Genomic DNA, 17829 nt, shown 5'->3' with positions numbered 1-17829 from the left:
GCGTGCCCGAGACCGGGAAGCTCATGGTCGGGGCGTGAAATCCGTAATCCGCCAACCGTTTTGCCACATCGTCGACGGTGACGCCGGTCGACTTGGTGATCGGCCGCAGGTCCAGGATGCATTCGTGGGCGACCATGCCGTTCGCGCCGGTGTAGAGCACCGGGTAATACTCGTCGAGGCGACGGGCGATGTAGTTGGCCGAAGCGATCGCGGTCAGTGAGGCGGCCCGCAGGCCGGGTGCGCCCATCATCCGGATGTAGGCCCAGCTGATCGGCAGGATGGACGCTGACCCGAAGGGTGCGGCTGAAATCGTTGGGCCGCCAGGCAATTCGGGGGCGTAGGGATGGCCGGGCAGGAACGGCGCCAGGTGTGAGCGTGCCGCGACGGGCCCGACACCGGGACCGCCGCCGCCGTGCGGGATGCAGAACGTCTTGTGCAGGTTCAGGTGGCTGACGTCGCCGCCGAACTTCCCGGGTCGGGCCAGCCCGACCAGCGCATTCAAGTTGGCGCCGTCGATGTACACCTGACCACCGGCGTCGTGCACGGCCGCGCAGATCTCGGCGATGTCCTGCTCGAACACCCCGTGCGTCGACGGGTAGGTGATCATCAGCGTCGACAGCCGCTCGGCGTGCTCGCTGATCTTGGCGCGCAGATCGTCGAGGTCGACATCACCGTTCGAACGGCACTCCACTACAACGACTTTCATGCCGGCCAGCGCGGCCGATGCCGCGTTGGTGCCGTGCGCACTGGACGGGATCAGGCAGATATTGCGCTCCGGTTCGCCGCGGCTGGCGTGGTAGCCGTGAATGGCCAACAGGCCGGCGTACTCGCCCTGCGATCCGGCATTGGGCTGCAGCGAGACCGCGTCGTAGCCAGTCATCTGCACCAGCCAGGTTTGCAGGTCGGCGATCAGCCGACGCAGGCCTTTGCTGTCGGATGGCGGCGCGAACGGGTGTTGCCGGGCAAATTCCGGCCAGGTGATCGATTCCATCTCGGCCGCGGCGTTGAGCTTCATCGTGCAGGAGCCCAGTGGAATCATGCTGCGGTCCAACGCAAGATCCTTGTCGGCCAAGGCCCGCAGATACCGCATCATCGCGGTCTCGGTGCGGTACTTGACGAACGCCGGATGGGTCAGGAATTCCGACGTGCGGGTCGCGATACCCGCGTAGACCGGCTCGGCGGTCGATACGCCGAACGCCGCCAGCACCGTCGCTACGTGAGCGTCGGTGGTGACCTCGTCGCAGGACACCGACACGTGATCGCCGTCGACCCGCCATAGGTTGATGCCATCAGCCTTGGCCGCCGCGACCACCTCATCGGCGCGCCCAGGCACCCGGGCCAAAACCGTGTCAAAGTATTTGTCGTGCACCACTGCATCGCCGAGCGCGGCGGCGATGGCCTCGGCGTGGCCGTGCACCCGCCGCGCGATGCCGCGCAGTCCGTCGGCGCCGTGGTAGCTCGCATACATCGCCGCCATCACCGACAGCAGCACCTGGGCGGTGCAGATGTTGCTGGTCGCCTTGTCGCGGCGGATGTGCTGCTCACGGGTTTGCAGCGCCAGCCGGAAAGCGGGCGATCCGTCGGCATCGACCGAAACCCCGACGAGCCGGCCCGGCAGTTGGCGGGCGTGCTTGCCGTGCACCACCAGGTAGCCGGCATGCGGGCCGCCGAAACCCATTGGCACACCGAACCGTTGCGTGGTGCCAAACGCCACGTCGGCGCCGATCTCCCCCGGCGGCGTGATCAGCGTCAGCGCCAGCAGGTCAGCTCCAAGAGCCACCAGTGCACCGCGGTCATGCGCCTGCGACACCAGCGCCGACCAGTCGGTGACGCGGCCGCTCGCACCGGGCAACTGGGCGATGGCACCGAAGAACTCGCCTTCGGGCAGGCCATCACGTAGATCGGCGGTGACGATTTCGATGCCCAGCGGCTCGGCGCGGGTGGCGAGCACAGCGGCGGTCTGGGCGTACACGTCGACGTCGACGGCCAACCGGTTGGCGTTACCCCGCACTGCCCGGTGCATCAGCGTCATCGCCTCGGCGGCCGCGGTGGCCTCGTCGAGCATCGACGCGTTGGCCACTTCGAGTCCGGTCAGGTCGGCGACCATGGTCTGAAAATTCAGCAGCGCCTCGAGCCGGCCCTGGCTGATCTCCGGCTGATACGGCGTGTAGGCCGTGTACCAGGCCGGGTTCTCCAGGATGTTGCGCAGCAACACCGGCGGTGTGTACGTGTCGTAATACCCCTGACCGATCATCGACACCGCGACGGTGTTCTGGTCGGCCAGCTTCCGCAGCTCCGCCAGCGCCTCGGCCTCGCTGGCCGCCGGTGGCAGCTGATCCAGGCCGGGCGCGGCGCCGAAGTCGGTCAACGCGTCCAGAATTCCCGCGGGCAGCGCCCGGCGGGCGAGGTCATCGAGCGAATCGACCCCGATGACCTTCAGCATCGCCGCGACGGCGGTGCTGTCCGGGCCGATGTGCCGATCGGCGAAAAGCGGGTTGGTGTGGCCGGACATGGCGAACTCCTGACAAAGAGGAACCAGGCCCTCCCCCTCTGTCGTCTACCCGAACCGGGCGCCTGAGAGATTCGACATCAGATGTCTTTCCCCATGGGCGGGCGACTGACGGCCACCGCTTTCCAGAGGCATCGGGGTCTGGCGCGGTCCGGGTGCCTGAGAGGTTGACGGAGAGGTGTTGCTCCTTCGGCGTCCGTGGCTGGCGGCCACGGAACTCTCCCGCGCAAGAACGATGCGTCCTCGAGTTTACCTACGTGGTGCCGCGGGCCGTGCCGGCGGCACCGGCTAGCAGAGCGCAGATCAGCCGATCTTGCGGTCGCGGTGTTTGCGACGAGACGCCAGCTCGTCTTCCGGCGCGGCGATCGACTCGCCGCCATCGGCTCGCTCGCCGGGGAAATCTGCGATGGCTCCGGTCAACTCGCGCATTGCACCGGAGACAGCGATACCGAACACGCCCTGGCCGCCCTGCAGCAGGTCGACGACCTCCTCGGCCGAAGTGCACTCATAGACCGTGGTGCCGTCGGAGAACAGGGTGATGTTGGCCAAATCCTGGACGCCACGCTGACGCAGATGATCGACCGCGACGCGGATGTTGTGCAGCGAGATGCCGGTGTCGAGCAAACGCTTGACGATCTTGAGCACCAGGATGTCTTTGAACGAGTACAGCCGCTGACTACCGGACCCGGCGGCGCCGCGAATCGACGGCACGACCAGCGACGTGCGGGCCCAGTAGTCCAACTGGCGGTAGGTGATGCCGGCAATCTGGCAGGCACTGGGGCCGCGGTAACCGACCAATTCGTCGGGCACGGAGTCATCGGGGAACAAGCCGCCCTGGACGGGCTCGCTCGACACGCGGATCGCCGGTTCGGGATCGGCTTCTGGGCTGCTGTCGCAAGTCAAAGACTCGAGATCCAGTTGATCCTGACGTGGCTGGTCACCCACGGTGTATCCTCTCGCCGATCGCGCGCTCGTTACGGGCTGCCGTTTCGCGGTTGCTCAATCGAGTGCTTGTGAGCATACGCTTTTCGACTCGCTGCGGTGTTCTGAGAAACAAACTAGAACTAATCAGTCGAACAAAAGTATGGCGGCCGGGACGGCGTCTGGACGCTAGCCACTGGGCGTGTCGAGGTCGAACTCGCAGATGAGACGTATCCGTGATACGGCCGATTCAGATCGAGATCGGCTCGACTTCGGCGCGCCGCACGATATGCGGCCGAACATCAATCACGCCTGCTAACGAATTAGGTGGCCTTGAAATCATCGGGTGAAACGCTGTCCAGGAACTCCTTGAACTTTTCGACTTCGTCCTCGCGGACCCCCGACGGCTCGTCGTCGTTCTCGTCGGGAATCAACAGGCCGGCCTCGGCGAGCACGGCTTCCTCGACGTAGATCGGCACGCCCACCCGCAGCGCGATAGCCACCGAGTCCGATGGCCGCGCCGACACGGTGATGTTGCGGTCGAAAATCAGGTCGGCGTAGAAAGTGCCTTCTTGCAGATCGACAATTCGCACTTCTTTGAGCGAATGGCCAAGCGCAGCAATGAGATCACGGATCAGGTCGTGTGTCAGCGGCCGGGGCGGCTCTACACCCTGCTGCTCCAAGGCGATTGCGGCTGCCTCCGACTGGCCGATCCAGATGGGCAGGTAGCGATCACCGTCGGCCTCGCGCAGCAACAGCACCGGCTGGTTCTGCGGCTGCTCGACGCGAATGCCGACAACGCGAACTTCACCCATCTGTGTTTGCCCTCCGCACGTGCTGCCGTTCCGTGTCAGACCTGCCCCGACGCCGCGATGGAAAGACCAAGCCGCCGAACGCAAGCTGTGGTTCCGAAGTCTAGTCCTTCAACGGTGCAGGGCGCCGCGCACTGCGGACTTGATCAGCGAGGTATGCAAGGTGATCGCGAGGGCCGCGACCTCGCGAGCCAGGTCGTCGGCCCGGTCACGGGCACCGGTTTTCCCGGTGTTGACGAGGGGTCCGGCGATCTGGGCGATCAGGTCGGACTGCCGGTCGGCGGCCGAGCGGAACGCCCTCAGGTGCCGGGGTTCGATGCCGTAATCGGCGAGTGCACGGGCGCACTGCAAGATCACGGGTGCCTGCTCGTCGAAGAACCCGCCCGGGCCGGTGGTGATCACCCCCGCCTTGAGCAGCGTGGTCAAAAGCTCGTCATCGACTCCTGAGCGATCCAGCAGGTCTTCGCGGCTGAGCCGGATGTGGGTGGGTGCGACCGCCGCGGGATCCGATCCGGCGGGCACGCCGTCACCGACGGTGACCAATCGCGGTACCCCGTAAGGTGATCCAGCCAGCGGCAGCTCGCCGTCGGGCAGCGCATCCAACTGCGCCTTGATGACTTTCAGCGGCAGGTACTGGTCACGCTGAGCAGTCAAGATAAACCGCAGGCGGGCACAGTCGTACGCGGTGAACCGGCGATAGCCCGAGGCCGCGCGTTGCGGCGTTACGAGGCCCTCGGCCTCCAAGAAGCGGATCTTGGAGATCGTCACATCCGGGAAGTCCGGCCGCAGCAGGTCGAGGACCGCTCCGATCGACATCCCGCTCAGTGCGGGGGTCTCGGGCGCGGTCACTAGCCTCCGGCCCCTCCGTCTTCACCGGCCTTGGGTCCGGTCAAAAAGACCAACCGGAACTTCCCGATCTGGACCTCGTCGCCGTTGGCCAGCACCGCCGAGTCGACCGGCTCGCGGTTGACGTAGGTGCCGTTGAGGCTGCCGACGTCCACCACGTGGAACTCGTCGTTCTCCAAACGGAATTCAGCGTGCCGCCGGCTGACGGTGACGTCGTCGAGGAAAATGTCGCTGTCGGGATGGCGGCCCGCCGAGGTGGTCGGTTGATCGAGCAGGAAGCGGGAACCGGCATTTGGCCCCCGTTTGACGACCAGTAACGCCGAACCGGCCGGCAGTCCCTCGACGCCGGACACCGTGCTCTGGGAGCCGGTTTGCGCGGGAGCCTCTAGTTCGTTGAGAAAGTCGGCGCGAAAAACCGATGTCGTTTCCACGGTGACTTCATCAGAAGTCAAGTCGTTGTCCTTGTCCGTCACCCGCTGCTCCTCACTGGCCGCTGCTGCGTTGTCTGGTTGGGTCCGGCCGGCCGGTATCCCACCCGCAGTGGCCGTCGATGTGACGACCGTACCGCGCACGGGAGCTCAATGTGCCATCCCCGGCCGGATCGGCGGCTACAGCTGCCGGCCGTCCCGGTTGGGCCGGCATTCTCGCCGGCAGGTCCCACGGCCCGGCTCCTCACCGCGCCGCTGTACGGCGCGTATTTTCGCCGCGCGGGGAACGATAACAGGGTCACTCGGCCAACGAACCGCGGTAGGCCTCGGCGTCCAGGAGATCGGCGAAACTCTGCTCCAGCGCAGCGCCGTCGACCTGGAGGTCGATCAGCCAACCGCCGCCATACGGCTCGGCGTTGACCAGCTCCGGGCTGCCGTCCAGATCCTCATTGACGGCAACGACTTTCGCCGAAACAGGGGCGTAGAGGTCGGATACGGACTTGGTGGATTCCACCTCGCCGAAAGCCTCACCCGCGGTCAGCTCGTCCCCCACCTCGGGCAGCCGAACGAACACGACGTCGCCGAGCGCGGACTGCGCGAAGTCGGTGATACCCACCCGGACGATGTCGTCACCTGTTCGCCGAACCCACTCGTGGTCGGGGGTGTAGTGCAAATCTGGTGGGATTTCGCTCACGGTGTTCCTGTTCTGATCGGTGGCTACTTGACTGGCTGAGCGTATTGGCGCGGTTTTGGTTGCCGCAAGGCGGTGATGCTCACCTTGTCCGCCTGCTGCACCGACATGGTGCCGCCGCCGCGCTTGACGCTGTCCACCGCGCCGCCCGGGATGTTCATGGCTGCGGCGAGCGTTGGCGGATCACCAATGGCGACAACCGAATACGGTGGCGTCAGCGTCTTACCATCGACAGTCAGCGCACCGGGTGCGCCGACAATCCAGGTGTCGACACCGGCGCGTACCGACTGGTACCGATCGCTGATCTGGATCGCTTCGGCCCCGGCGGCCCGCAGTTCGTCGAGCACGTCGAGCATCGCCTGTGGCGCCACACCGGGTCCCGGGTCGTCGATTTTGACGGTGACCCCGGGTCCGGTGGCGCCGACGGTGCCGATCAGGATTGACAGCGCCGCCAATCGGGCCTGGGCGTTCTGGATGGCGGTCTGGTCGCTGCTACCGGAGGCGTGTAGGGCGTTCAACGAGCGCTGCAGTTCCGCGACTTCGGTGCTCAGCGTGGCGTCGCGTTGGCGCAGAGAGTCCAGCAGCACCAGCAGATCGGCAGGACGGGCGGTATCGAGGGAGTCGCCGCTCGTGGTCTGGTGCACCTGAGTGGCGATGGCCACGCCCAGCAGCAGGCACAGCAGCACGGCCAAGATGCCGAACGCAGTGCGGCCGCGGCGCAGAAATCCGTTCGGCTGCAATGCGCCGATCGCGGGTTTCGGCTGATCCGGCGGCAACTCGTGGCGCCCATGCTCGTCAGGCTCATCGAGCGCCTGCCCGAGCGGGTGCCGTGCTTTGTCGTCCGGGTCGGTATCTGAGTCGCTCATGTCGGTCTCATACCCCGCTATGCCCCGAACAGCCTGCGACGCAGTGCGGCGGCGTTGCCGAAGATGCGAATGCCCAGGACGACGATGATCGCGGTGGATAGTTGCGTGCCAACGCCCAATTGGTCGCCGACATAGACGACCAGGGCCGCGACCAGCACGTTGAATACGAACGACACGACGAAGACCTTGGGGTCGAAAATTCGCTCGAGGTAAGCGCGTAGCCCACCGAATACCGCATCCAGTGCGGCGACCACCGCGATCGGCAGATAGGGCTGGACGACCTCCGGCACGTTGGGGTGCAGAACCAGGCCCAGCACGATACCGACGGCCAGTGCTGCGATGCCGATCATCGACGCCTCGCTCCTATTCGTTGGGCTTTTCGCACTACGACGAACCAATCTGTTTGGCGAACTTGATATCTCGTGCCGCTCCGGCCGGCAGTGTGAGGTTGTCCTCGGCGCTGACGTCGACACCGACCCCGTAGGAGGTCTCCAGAAGTCGCAGCCGGCGCAAGCCGGGGCTGTTGTCGAACACCTCCTGCATGCCGTGGGGTGGCCCAATGGCGAGCACCGTGTAGGGACTGCCGGTCGGGTTGTTGTCGACCAGGATCGCGCCTCCCGCCTGCCGGATGGTGACGTTCGGCCCGATCCGCACCCCGTCGACCGCGATCGCCTCGGCCCCGCTGGCCCACAACGAGTTGACGACCAGCTGCAAGTCTCGGTCGAGGATAATCTGGCGGCTCCCGGCGACCCGCTGCTTGGACACGTCGGACAGGTTGGGCCCGACACTGGGCTCGGTGACGGTCACGCTCAAACCCGGGCCGGTGACCGGACTGCTCGCAGCCGCCAAGTTGAGCCGGTCGAGGCTGGCCAGCAGCCGTTGTCCGGCGGCGTCCTCGGCCAACGCTCGGCGCTGAACGTCGTCTCGTTGGGCTGCAAGCGAATTGCGTTCCCGGGCGAGCCGGCCCGTCGCCGCCTCCTCCGACCGCACGTCGGTCGCCAGCGCCCGCTGGGCGGCGCTGACTCCGGGGGCGACCAGCCGGGCCTGAGCGACAGCGGCGGCGAAAACCGCGGCCACCAGCAACGCGGCCATCGCCTGCCAGAACCAGCTCCGCAGACGGGTGCCGTTTGGTTTCTGGGTGGCGTCCCGCTTCGCGGCGGCGGCCGCGTAACCGGGATCCAGGTGCTCGGAGAGCAGGGCGCGCAGTAGCGACGGTACCGGGATCCGCTGGGCCCGGCCTGCCTGGTGGGCACTGAGGCCGGAGTAGGGCTCATAGCCGCCCAGCACTGGATCAGGCATTACGGACCTTCACGGGCGGCATCCGGCGCAGCACAATCACGACCTGCCATGCGTAGACCATGAACGACCACAGGTACATGTAGATACCCCAGCTCAAAAATGCCCAACCACAAGCCAATACGACGTGACTCCACACTCCTTCGAGCTGGCCCAGCAAGATCAGCGGGAAGGCCGACATCAACGCGAAGGTTGCCGCCTTGCCGACGTAGATCACCGGCAGCGCGGTGATGCCGCGGGTGCGCAGCAACGGCAGTTCCGCGGCCAACAGAACGTCGCGGACCAGCAGGATGGCGATGATCCACCACGGCAGGATGTGGGCGAGTCCGAATGCGATCGGTGTGGCCACCATGTACAGCCGGTCGACGAACGGATCGAGATAAGCCCCCAGCTTCGAGGACTGATCCATCAGGCGTGCGATCTTGCCGTCGGCCCAGTCCGATGCGCCGCTGAATATCAGCAGCGCCACCGCCCAACCGTAGGCGTGGGCGAACAGCAGCAGATAGATGAAGACCGGGATCAGCACCAGACGGAGCCCGCTCAGCACGTTGGGGACCGTCCAAAGCCGGTCGAGGGCAGGCGGCATTATCGGAAGATGCCGGGCAGGCTCAGCGCGGACAGCGAGTCGTCGGACAACGGGTTGTCATGCACCATGTAGGTCCAGGTCGAGGTCGGACGGGCCAACTTGGACAGATCGACGCCGGGCTCGTTTTCGATTGCCGGCGAGGTTTCGAACGTCTGCTGGGCGGCTTCGATCGCGTCGGCGGCCAGCGAGGCGAACGCATCCACCGCCATCCGGTGAAATTCGTCGAGCGGGTTCTGCCGTCCCAGGGCGCGCAGATGGATGCTTTCGCGGATGTCGGCCAGGTAGGCCAAGTGGTCGGCCCAGCCGCGGTCGAGGTGGTACAGCATGATCAGCCGGCAGATTTTCTCCAGCTGCTCTTCGGAAAGCTGTTCGGACAGTTCGTCGTAGCGGTCGGGTGCCAGCTCGGCCAGTTCTTCGCGGGCGGCGGCGGTGCTGAGCAACGTGTTGCGCCGTTCGACGATGATCGCGCGCTGCTGGGCGGTCAGTTGGTTGTACCGCCAGGTGTTGGCGTGCACGTCGAGCAGGCGCCCCTCGGCGACGCGCTGGGCATGCTCGAGCAGGCCGGCGACTTTCGGGCTGATCACGCGACCGTCCCCCTTTTCTGGGTCGGTTTTCGTCGGCAGCTTGTTCGGTTCGAGGTTCGATGCGGCGACATCGTCTTCCCAGCTGGAGAAGAACACCGACGAACCGGGATCGCCCTGGCGGCCGGCGCGCCCGCGCAGCTGGTTGTCCAGACGTTCGGTGTGGTGGCGGCCGGTGCCCACGACGTGCAGGCCGCCGAGCTCGACCACCTTCTCGTGGTCGGTCTCATCGGAGCCGCCCAAGCGGATGTCGGTGCCGCGGCCGGCCATCTGCGTTGACACTGTGACGGCCCCGAGCTTGCCGGCCTCGGCGATGACGGACGCTTCCTCGGCGTCGTTCTTGGCGTTGAGCACCACCGCGGGAACGCCGCGACGCTGCAGCCGCTCGTGCAACTCCTCGGATTCGGCGACATCGTGGGTGCCGACCAGGACGGGCTGTCCGGTTGCGTGTATCTCGATGATGTGGGCGATGATCGCGTCGATTTTCGCGGCGGCGGTGATGTAGACCCGGTCGGTTTCGTCCTCGCGAATGTTGGGTGTGTTCGGTTCGATCGGGGACACCCCGAGCTTGTAGAACTGGCGCAGCTGTTCGCCTGCGGCCAAAGCGGTTCCGGTCATACCGCAGACGGTGGGATACCGGTTGATCAGCGCCTGCACGGTAATGGTGTCGAGCACCTCGCCGGTTTCGGTGGTCTCGATGCCTTCCTTGGCCTCGACGGCCGCCTGCAGACCATCGGGCCAGCGCTGCAGCGCGGCGATGCGGCCACGGGAGGAGTTGATCAGGTGCACGGCGTCGTCGCGCACGATGTAGTGCACGTCGCGGTGGAGCAGGACGTGCGCGTGCAGCGCGACGTTGACTTCAGTCAGCGTGCTGCCGACATGCTCTTCGGAGTAGAGATCGATTCCGCCGAGCCGCTTTTCGAGTTTGCGCGCCCCGGCGTCGGTCAGGTGGACGTTGCGGTTGTCGGAGTCGGTGTCGTAATCGACGCCGGCCTGCAACTCCCCGACGAGCCGGATGATCTCCAGTCGCGGCTGTTCGCGGTGGCTGGTTCCGGCCAGCACCAGTGGTACCAACGCCTCGTCGACGAGCACCGAGTCGGCTTCGTCGATCAGGGCCACGTCCGGGTTGGGCGACACCAGGTCGTCGACGTCGGTCACCAGCTGGTCGCGCAGTACGTCGAAGCCGATCTCGTTGATCGACGCGTAGGTGACGTTGCAGGTGTAGGCGGCACGCCGCTGCTCGGCGGTCGATTCCCCGGTCACCCAGCCGACGGTGACGCCCAGCGCCTCCAGCACCGGGCCCATCCATTCGGCGTCGCGGCGGGCCAGATAGTCGTTGATGGTGACGACGTGAACATGCCGGCCGCCCAGTGCATAACCGGCTGCCGCGATCGCCCCGGCCAGAGTCTTGCCCTCACCGGTCGCCATTTCGACCACGTCGCCGGCCAGCATCCGCAGTGCGCCAAGCAGCTGAACGTCGAACGGCCGCAATCCCGTCGCCCGTTCGGCGGCCTCCCGCGCGATGGCAAGGAACTGCGGAATGTCGCCGGCCTCGGCTAGGTCCTCGAGGTCTAGCAGACCGGCGGCCTTGCGCAACTGCTCGTCGTCGAGACCCGCGGCCTTCTCGTCGTACTTGGCCGAGGTGGTGACCTGGGCCATCGACCGGCCCTGGTTCTTGTCGGCGCTGGCGCCGAGCAGACGCCAGAAGCGGCCGCTCAGGCGGCCCGACTGTGAGCTGGTGGTCTTTGTCACAGATCAACGGTACGCGACTCCTCAATCGGCGCGAGAGTGCGTGTTTGTCCGCGACACTCGGGTTTTTGCAGTACAACTGCGCACGTTCACGGCCGGCCGCGCGCACCTAGACCCACCTAGGCCTCACCTAGGCCAGACTTAGGCCAGATTGGACCGGCGGGGATAGGCGACCTCGGGGTCGGTGAGCGCATTGACCACGGCGGGCAGGCCGCTGTCGAAGGCGCGCTGCAGCGCCGGCCTGAGCTCGGCGGAAGTCGAGACCAGTTCGCCATGGCCACCGAGCGCGCGCACGACCTCGTCATAGCGGGTCTCAGGTCGCAGTTCGGCCACCACCGAATAGCCGTACAAAGCTTCCATGGGGTGCTTTTCGAGGGCCCAGATGCCGTTGTTGCCGATCACCGACACGACGGCGACGCCGTGCCGCGCCAGGGTGTCCCACTCCATGCCGCTGAACCCGAAGGCGCCGTCGCCCTGTAACAGAACGACTTGGCGGTCCGGGCGGGCGAGCTTGGCGGCCAGCGCGTACCCCGGACCGGAGCCCAAACACCCGAACGGGCCGCTGTCCAGCCATGCCCCCGGCACGAAGCTGTCGATCACCCGGCCCGCATAGGAGCCGAAATCCCCGGCATCGACCACGACGATCGCATCGCGGTCCAGCATCGGGGCGAGTTCGGCGTAGACCCGCATGGGATGTAGCGGGCTGCGGTCGTCGGCCAGTTCGGCCTGCTCACGCTCGCGCGCGGCGGTCTCGGTCGCCCGCAGATCGGCAAGCCACTCCTCCTGACCGGTCGTCGGGGCGCGCGGCGTCTCGCTGAGCACGGTCAGGGTCGCCGTCAGGTCACCGTAGAGTTCGGCCGCAATCAGCCGGGGATGCGCACGGTCGGGCCGGGCCCGGTCGGCGACGATCAGCTTGGTGTCCTGCCCGAATACGCCGCCGAATCCCAGCCGGAAGTCCATCGGGACCCCGACGACCACCGCGACATCGGCCTCCCCCAGCGCTTTCGAGCGTGACCGGGCGAAGGCCAGCGGATGATCGGCGGGCACTGTGCCACGGGCCATGCCGTTCATCAGCACCGGAATCCGCCGCTGCTCGGCCAGTCGCAGCAGCGCCTCCTCGCCGCGCCCCCACCAGACGTTGGTACCGGCCATGATCACCGGCCGCTCGGCGGTACTGAGCAGGCTGACCGCGCGATCGAGTGCGTCGCCGTCAGCGAGTGCCGGCGCCGGCAGTGTGGTCAACGCGCCGGGCTGCCCGCCGTCAGCGGCGACGGAAAACACGTGGTCCATCGGAAAATCGATGAACGCCACCCCGGACGGCGCGCCGACGGTGGCCTGCAGCGCGTCGTCGATCAGGCCGCTGACGGCCTCGGCCGAGGGCGCGGTGGCGGCGAATCGAGTCAGTGGCGCCACGAACGGCACATGGTCGATCTCTTGCAGCGAGCCCATTCCCCATCGGCCCGCGGGTGCCCGTCCGCCCAGCACCAGCAACGGCGAGGAGTTCTGCTGGGCGGCGGCCATCGCGCTCATCCCGTTGGTGACGCCCGGGCCCGCCGTCAGCGCGGCGACCCCGGGCTGGCGCGTCACCTTCGACCAGCCTTCGGCCGCGAACGCGGCGGTCTGCTCGTGGCGGGTGTCGATCAGCCGGATACCCTCGCTGCGGCAGCCGTCGTAGATCGAGAACAGGTGGCCCCCGGACAGCGTGAACACGGTGTCGATTCCGCTGGCCTTCAGCCGCCGGGCGATCAGTCGGCCGGCATGGAAGGTGTTTTCGGCGTCGTTGCCCATCCGCGCAGCCTATCCGCCGGCCTGGGATACTTTCGCCGGGAAGTAACCACAGCGACGACGGCCGACCGGCCATCGTCAGCAAGGAGACGTGATCTTGGACCCCAAGCTCTTCAAGCCGTCCATCGACTGGTCTTCGGCATTGATCGAGTCACTGTGGTGGCTGGCGAAAAGCTGGGTCATCGCCGCGGTATGCGTGCTCGTGGTGTTGGCTCTGCTGCGGTTCCTCACCAAGTGGGGCCAGCAGTACTGGCGGATCACCGGTGGCTATTTCACCGGGCGGCACGCGGTGCCGACGTGGCTGCAACTGGCGGTCCTGCTGCTGTTGGTGCTGCTCTCGGTGCGGTTGACCGTGCTACTCAGCTACCAGAGCAACGACCTCTACACCTCGCTCCAGACTGCGTTCGAGGGCGCCGCTGCGGGTAATGAAAAAATCAAACAGTCCGGGATACATGGCTTTTGGATCTCGCTGGTGCACTTCAGTGTGCTGGCGACGGTCTTCATTGTCCGGCTGTTGGTCGACATCTACTTGACCCAGCACTTCATCATCGCCTGGCGTATCTGGCTCACCAGAAACCTGACCGACGACTGGCTGCGGGGCCGGGCCTACTACCGAGACCTGTTCATCGACGACACGATCGACAACCCCGACCAACGAATCCAGCAGGACGTCGACATCTTCACCGCCGGTGCCGGCGGTACGCCGAACATGCCGTCCAACGAGACCGCGAACACCCTGCTGTTCGGCGCCGTGCGTGCAGTCGTATCGGTTGTGTCGTTCGCGGCGATCCTCTGGCACCTGTCTGGCCGGCTGAACATTTTCGGCGTCGACGTCCCCCGCGCGATGTTCTGGATCGTCGTCGTCTACGTGGTGGTGGCCACCGGCGTCGCGTTCAAGCTCGGGCGTCCGCTGATCTGGCTGAGCTTCAACAACGAAAAGCTCAACGCCGCATTCCGTTACGCGCTGGTCCGCTTGCGCGACGCCGCCGAAGCCGTCGGCTTCTATCGCGGTGAGCAGGTCGAACGGACCCAATTGATGGGACGTTTCAGCCCGATCATCGTGAACTACCGCGGCTTCGTGCGACGGACGATCGTCTTCAACGGTTGGAACTGGTCGATGTCGCAGGCAATTGTCCCGCTGCCGTGGATCATTCAGGCGCCGCGGTTGTTCGCCGGTCAGATCGCATTCGGCGACGTCGGCCAGACGGCCACCGCATTCGGCGAGATCCACGACTCACTGTCGTTCTTCCGCAACAACTATGACGAATTCGCTGCGTTCCGCGCGGCGATCATTCGTCTGCACGGCTTGGTCGACGCCAACGCCAAGGGACGCGATCTGCCCGCGGTGCTGACTCGGCCCACCGACGACGGCTCGGTGGAGTTCGACGGTGTCGAGGTGCGCACACCGGACGGCGACCCGCTGGTCGACTTGCTGGATGTCCGGCTGGAATCCGGCCAGTCGCTGGTGATTACCGGGCAATCGGGGGCGGGCAAAACCACGCTGCTGCGCAGCCTCGCCGAACTGTGGCCGTACGCATCGGGGACGCTGCGATGCCCGGACGGAGCGAACGCGACGATGTTTCTGTCGCAGTTGCCGTACGTGCCACTGGGCGATCTGCGAACCGTGATCAGTTACCCGAATGCGCCGACTGACATCTCAGACGAAACAATGAACCAGACGCTGAGAAAAGTCGCGCTCGCGCCCTTGAGTGAACGCCTCGACGAAGTGCGTGACTGGGCCAAGGTCCTCTCCCCCGGTGAGCAGCAACGCGTCGCTTTCGCGCGCATCCTGCTCACCAAGCCCAAGGCGGTTTTCCTCGATGAGAGCACCTCGGCGCTCGATGAAGGGCTTGAACAGGCGCTGTATCAATTGCTGCAGAACGAATTACCAGAGTGCGTCGTCGTCAGTGTCAGCCATCGACCCGCGGTCGGACTGTTCCATGAACAGCACCTCGAACTACTCGGCGGCGGCCCGTGGCGGCTGGGATCGGTAGGCAAGGAACCGGCGTCGGTCTGATGCGCCTACCCGCCCCCGGCCGTACCGGCCGCGTGCGTTCCGGCGCCGTATCCTGACGCGCCTACCCGCCCCCGGCCGTACCGGCCGCGTGCGTTCCGGCGCGGCGACCGAAGAATGACCCTTCGCCGAGCTGGGTGCCGCTGGCATAGCCCTTGCCGTCTTGGGCGATGTTGGACGCGCAGGCGCCCACCGCGTACAGCCCGCCGACGACGCTGCCGTCGCTGCGCTGCACCTGTCCGTCGACGGTGACAGCCAGTCCGCCCATGGTGAATCCGGAGTACATCGCCCGCCCGAGCGACAGGTCGAACACCGCCCAGGGACCATTGTCCTGCGGTGCAATGTAATCCGGCTGCTTGTGGAAATCGGGGTCTTCGCCCTTGGCGGCGAATTCGTTGTAGCGATCCAAGGTCGCGGCGAGATTGCCCGCGGGGATCTCGAGCGCGGTCTCCAGTTCGGCGATCGTCTCGTAGCCGTCGAGGAATTTGATCAACGGCATCGCGGGCATCTCGGTATGCGCCTCGTCGACGATCAGGTACGCGGTCTGCTCCGGCTGCTCGAGCACGAAAGCCGATGTGCGCGAGTGGTAGGAGTCCTCGGCGACAAAGCGCTTGCCTTCCTTGTTCACGATCACGCCGGTCAGGAGAACCTCGGGCGGATAGGCGGCTGCGGTGATGAACTTCTCGTTCATGTTCTCGGCGACGCCGCCGGCGGAGATGCCCATTCGCAGGCCGAGTCCGTCGTCGTGAGGATTGCCCAGAATGTAGGGCGCGACCAACCCATGATGTTTGGTGCGTCGCGGCTGGCCCAGTTCGGGTGTGTATTCGGCGACCATGTCTGCGTTCATCGCAAAACCACCGGCGGCGATGATCACCGAAGTGGCTCTGACGGCGCCGGATTCGGTGAAGTGTTTCCAGGCGACGCCGACCACGGAGCCGCGCCCGTCCATGATCAAGTTGGTGGCCCCGGTCTCGTATCGGAACTGAACACCCAGATCGTCGGCGCGCTTGAGCAGAAGATCGATCACCATCGCCGCACCGCCCAGCTCACCGGGTACCGGCACCGAGTGGCCGCGCGGCGACGGAACGGCCTGCCCGCAGAACGGCCAGACCTTTTCGTTGCCGGTGTAGCTCAGACCTTCAGTACCCGGCGGGACGACCACCTTGCCCGGATAGAAGCTCCGCTCGAACTGGAAACCCAAGTCTTCCAACCAGTTAAAGTGCTCGACGCTGCCATCACTGTAGGCGCGGATTTTCTCGTGATCGGGTTCGCGCGACACCGCGACCAGATACTTGTACATCTCTTCGGCCGTGTCGGGATGGCCGGTCGCCTCTTGCACGGCTGTCCCGCCGCCCAGGTAGAAGTGCCCGCCGGCCATCGCGGTCGTGCCGCCGGCCGCCGCGGCCCGTTCCAGCACCAGCACCCGCGCACCGGCGGCGGCCGCGCTGACCGCCGCGCATCCGCCCGCGATGCCGAATCCGATCACCACGACGTCGGCCTCATCCGACCATGACTCGATGTCGTTGACGCTCAACGTTGCTGGTATGTCAGTGCTCATGGACGCCACTCCTCCTGGCCGCTGCGTGCGGTGTCGTCGCTCGCGCGAGTCAACGCTGCTGCTGCTTGATGTAGTCGAAAAACTGGCGCATCTCGGCCGAGAAATGCGCGATCTCCACGAACGGAACTCCATGTTGTGGGGCGGACAAGTAGGCGAACCGCAGGCCGCCGGGCATCACGCCCTGTTGTGGCACGCCGACTCCTCGCTCGCCCGCTGAAGTCAGCGCGTCATCGAAGTCCTCGCGGGTTTCGGCCTCGACGCAGATGTGATGCAGGCCCGGGCCGTGGCTCTGCAAAAAGTCACTATAGATATTAGGCCCGCGGATCGGTTCGATCAGTTCGAGTTGCATGTCGCCGAGATAGCTCAATGAAATGCTTGCCACGAAGTCCGCCGGCGCGCCGTGGTAGCTGCAGGTCTCCGGAGCAAAGTGGATATCGGGCAGGCGAATCCACTTCCTCACACCTAACAGGCCGGTGAGAGCGGTTTCAGTGGCGTCCAGACTGTGGGTGACCCACGCTGTTTGGACCGGAGATCCAAAAGAAAGCCTCATCGTCTCGCAGAATAACTCAGCATCTCCCGGGCCCGAAACTCGCAGCGCAATGTTGCCACTCTCGGTGCGGGCAAGCCGATGGGCGGCCGCTGAACACGTTCTAATTCAGAGTCGTCGCGCCGAAAGGGGCCGAATCGACATCGGTGTGCGTCAGCATCCCGAATAGCAAACGCACCTGGGTGTCGAAAACCGTCTCCACGTCGCTGAGCGTGTCGGCACCGTACTGCCCGAACACTTCGAGGCTGATGGCGCCCACCACTCCGGCCCATATGGCGAAACACTTCGCGATTACGGAATCGTCACCGGGGAAACCGAACTCGTGTCTGATCCGGTCAAAGTCGGACGATAGCGGTTGTGGCGCAGCGTGATTGGTCAGCTTGATGTCGCCAGTAGCGATGCCCGCCGCCACGGCATCGAATAGCGCTCCGATGACCCGTGTTCCGGGGCCGACCGTTCGTTCGCCCGGTGCGTGATAACCGGGGACCGGGCTTCCGTACAGCAGCGCCCAGCTGGCCGGGTGGCTGACGGCCCAGCGGCGTGCGGCGCGCGCGATGGCGAGCACGTCCTCGTTCCATGCATCTGGCGCGGCAGCGCGCTCGCCGTCGACGACGTCGGCAAGTTCGGAATACGCGTCGAT

The 17829-nt window shown here is 65.9% G+C and carries 16 protein-coding genes and 2 riboswitches; of the genes, 1 reads left to right on the top strand and 15 read right to left on the bottom strand.

Translation table 11 applies throughout. The features are described from left to right. The 12 genes from gcvP to AC2VOG_RS08685 all read right to left on the bottom strand — a co-directional run. Nucleotides 1-2512, bottom strand: a 2512-nt coding sequence (gene gcvP / locus AC2VOG_RS08740; RefSeq protein WP_486939519.1) for an aminomethyl-transferring glycine dehydrogenase, incomplete at its 3' end; no start/stop codon positions are given. Nucleotides 2513-2540: 28 nt separating this feature from the next. Continuing rightward, a riboswitch (glycine riboswitch) is annotated at nt 2541-2646 on the bottom strand. Then, nucleotides 2647-2744: riboswitch (glycine riboswitch) on the bottom strand. A 68-nt stretch (nt 2745-2812) separates the two neighbouring features. Then, the gene (locus AC2VOG_RS08735) at nt 2813-3454 is read right to left on the bottom strand and encodes a MerR family transcriptional regulator (protein ID WP_486939518.1); all 642 of its coding nucleotides are present in this window, start codon (nt 3452-3454) and stop codon (nt 2813-2815) included. Between the two features lie 299 nt (nt 3455-3753). Further along, on the bottom strand, nt 3754-4245 hold the full coding sequence (locus AC2VOG_RS08730; protein ID WP_486939517.1) for a bifunctional nuclease family protein: 492 nt from the start codon (nt 4243-4245) through the stop codon (nt 3754-3756). A 108-nt stretch (nt 4246-4353) separates the two neighbouring features. Further along, complete coding sequence (gene ftsR / locus AC2VOG_RS08725; protein ID WP_486939516.1) at nt 4354-5091, bottom strand: transcriptional regulator FtsR; 738 nt, start codon at nt 5089-5091, stop codon at nt 4354-4356. Continuing rightward, nucleotides 5091-5561 carry a glycogen accumulation regulator GarA gene (garA, locus tag AC2VOG_RS08720; protein ID WP_486939515.1) on the bottom strand — a complete coding sequence of 157 codons (471 nt, stop codon included), beginning with the start codon at nt 5559-5561 and terminating at the stop codon, nt 5091-5093. Before garA ends, ftsR begins: the two co-directional genes overlap by 1 nt. A gap of 253 nt (nt 5562-5814) precedes the next feature. Next, nucleotides 5815-6210: a glycine cleavage system protein GcvH gene (gene gcvH, locus AC2VOG_RS08715; protein WP_486939514.1), complete on the bottom strand. Its 396-nt coding sequence runs from the start codon at nt 6208-6210 to the stop codon at nt 5815-5817. A 23-nt stretch (nt 6211-6233) separates the two neighbouring features. After that, on the bottom strand, nt 6234-7073 hold the full coding sequence (locus AC2VOG_RS08710) for a DUF881 domain-containing protein (protein ID WP_486939513.1): 840 nt from the start codon (nt 7071-7073) through the stop codon (nt 6234-6236). A gap of 17 nt (nt 7074-7090) precedes the next feature. Continuing rightward, nucleotides 7091-7423, bottom strand: a complete 333-nt coding sequence (locus tag AC2VOG_RS08705; protein WP_486939512.1) for a small basic family protein — start codon at nt 7421-7423, stop codon at nt 7091-7093. Between the two features lie 34 nt (nt 7424-7457). After that, the gene (locus AC2VOG_RS08700) at nt 7458-8372 is read right to left on the bottom strand and encodes a DUF881 domain-containing protein (RefSeq protein WP_486939511.1); all 915 of its coding nucleotides are present in this window, start codon (nt 8370-8372) and stop codon (nt 7458-7460) included. After that, nucleotides 8365-8955, bottom strand: a complete 591-nt coding sequence (locus AC2VOG_RS08695) for a CDP-alcohol phosphatidyltransferase family protein (RefSeq protein ID WP_486939510.1) — start codon at nt 8953-8955, stop codon at nt 8365-8367. Before AC2VOG_RS08695 ends, AC2VOG_RS08700 begins: the two co-directional genes overlap by 8 nt. Continuing rightward, entirely contained in the window at nt 8955-11288 is a 2334-nt protein-coding gene (gene secA2, locus AC2VOG_RS08690; RefSeq protein WP_486939509.1) for an accessory Sec system translocase SecA2, read from the bottom strand. The genes AC2VOG_RS08695 and secA2 overlap by 1 nt, the downstream gene beginning before the upstream one ends. 138 nt (nt 11289-11426) lie before the next feature. Beyond that, nucleotides 11427-13073 carry an acetolactate synthase gene (locus AC2VOG_RS08685; RefSeq protein WP_486939508.1) on the bottom strand — a complete coding sequence of 549 codons (1647 nt, stop codon included), beginning with the start codon at nt 13071-13073 and terminating at the stop codon, nt 11427-11429. Between the two features lie 94 nt (nt 13074-13167). Here AC2VOG_RS08685 and bacA point away from each other — a divergent pair, with 94 nt between their 5' ends. Continuing rightward, nucleotides 13168-15087, top strand: coding sequence for a vitamin B12 ABC transporter pemease/ATP-binding protein BacA (gene bacA / locus AC2VOG_RS08680; RefSeq protein ID WP_486939507.1), 1920 nt, complete (start codon nt 13168-13170; stop codon nt 15085-15087). A gap of 61 nt (nt 15088-15148) precedes the next feature. Here bacA and AC2VOG_RS08675 read toward each other — a convergent pair whose 3' ends face one another. The 3 genes from AC2VOG_RS08675 to AC2VOG_RS08665 form a co-directional block, all read right to left on the bottom strand. Beyond that, nucleotides 15149-16642, bottom strand: coding sequence for an FAD-binding protein (locus AC2VOG_RS08675; RefSeq protein ID WP_486939506.1), 1494 nt, complete (start codon nt 16640-16642; stop codon nt 15149-15151). Between the two features lie 49 nt (nt 16643-16691). Continuing rightward, nucleotides 16692-17192, bottom strand: coding sequence for a VOC family protein (locus AC2VOG_RS08670; protein WP_486939505.1), 501 nt, complete (start codon nt 17190-17192; stop codon nt 16692-16694). Nucleotides 17193-17292: 100 nt separating this feature from the next. Beyond that, nucleotides 17293-17829: TetR-like C-terminal domain-containing protein (locus AC2VOG_RS08665; protein WP_486939504.1), on the bottom strand; the 537-nt coding region annotated here is incomplete at its 5' end.

The organism is Mycobacterium sp. TH-M11 (assembly GCF_057473725.1).
The sequence above is the reverse complement of the archived record's forward strand: the minus strand, read 5'-3'. Positions and strand labels throughout refer to the sequence as shown.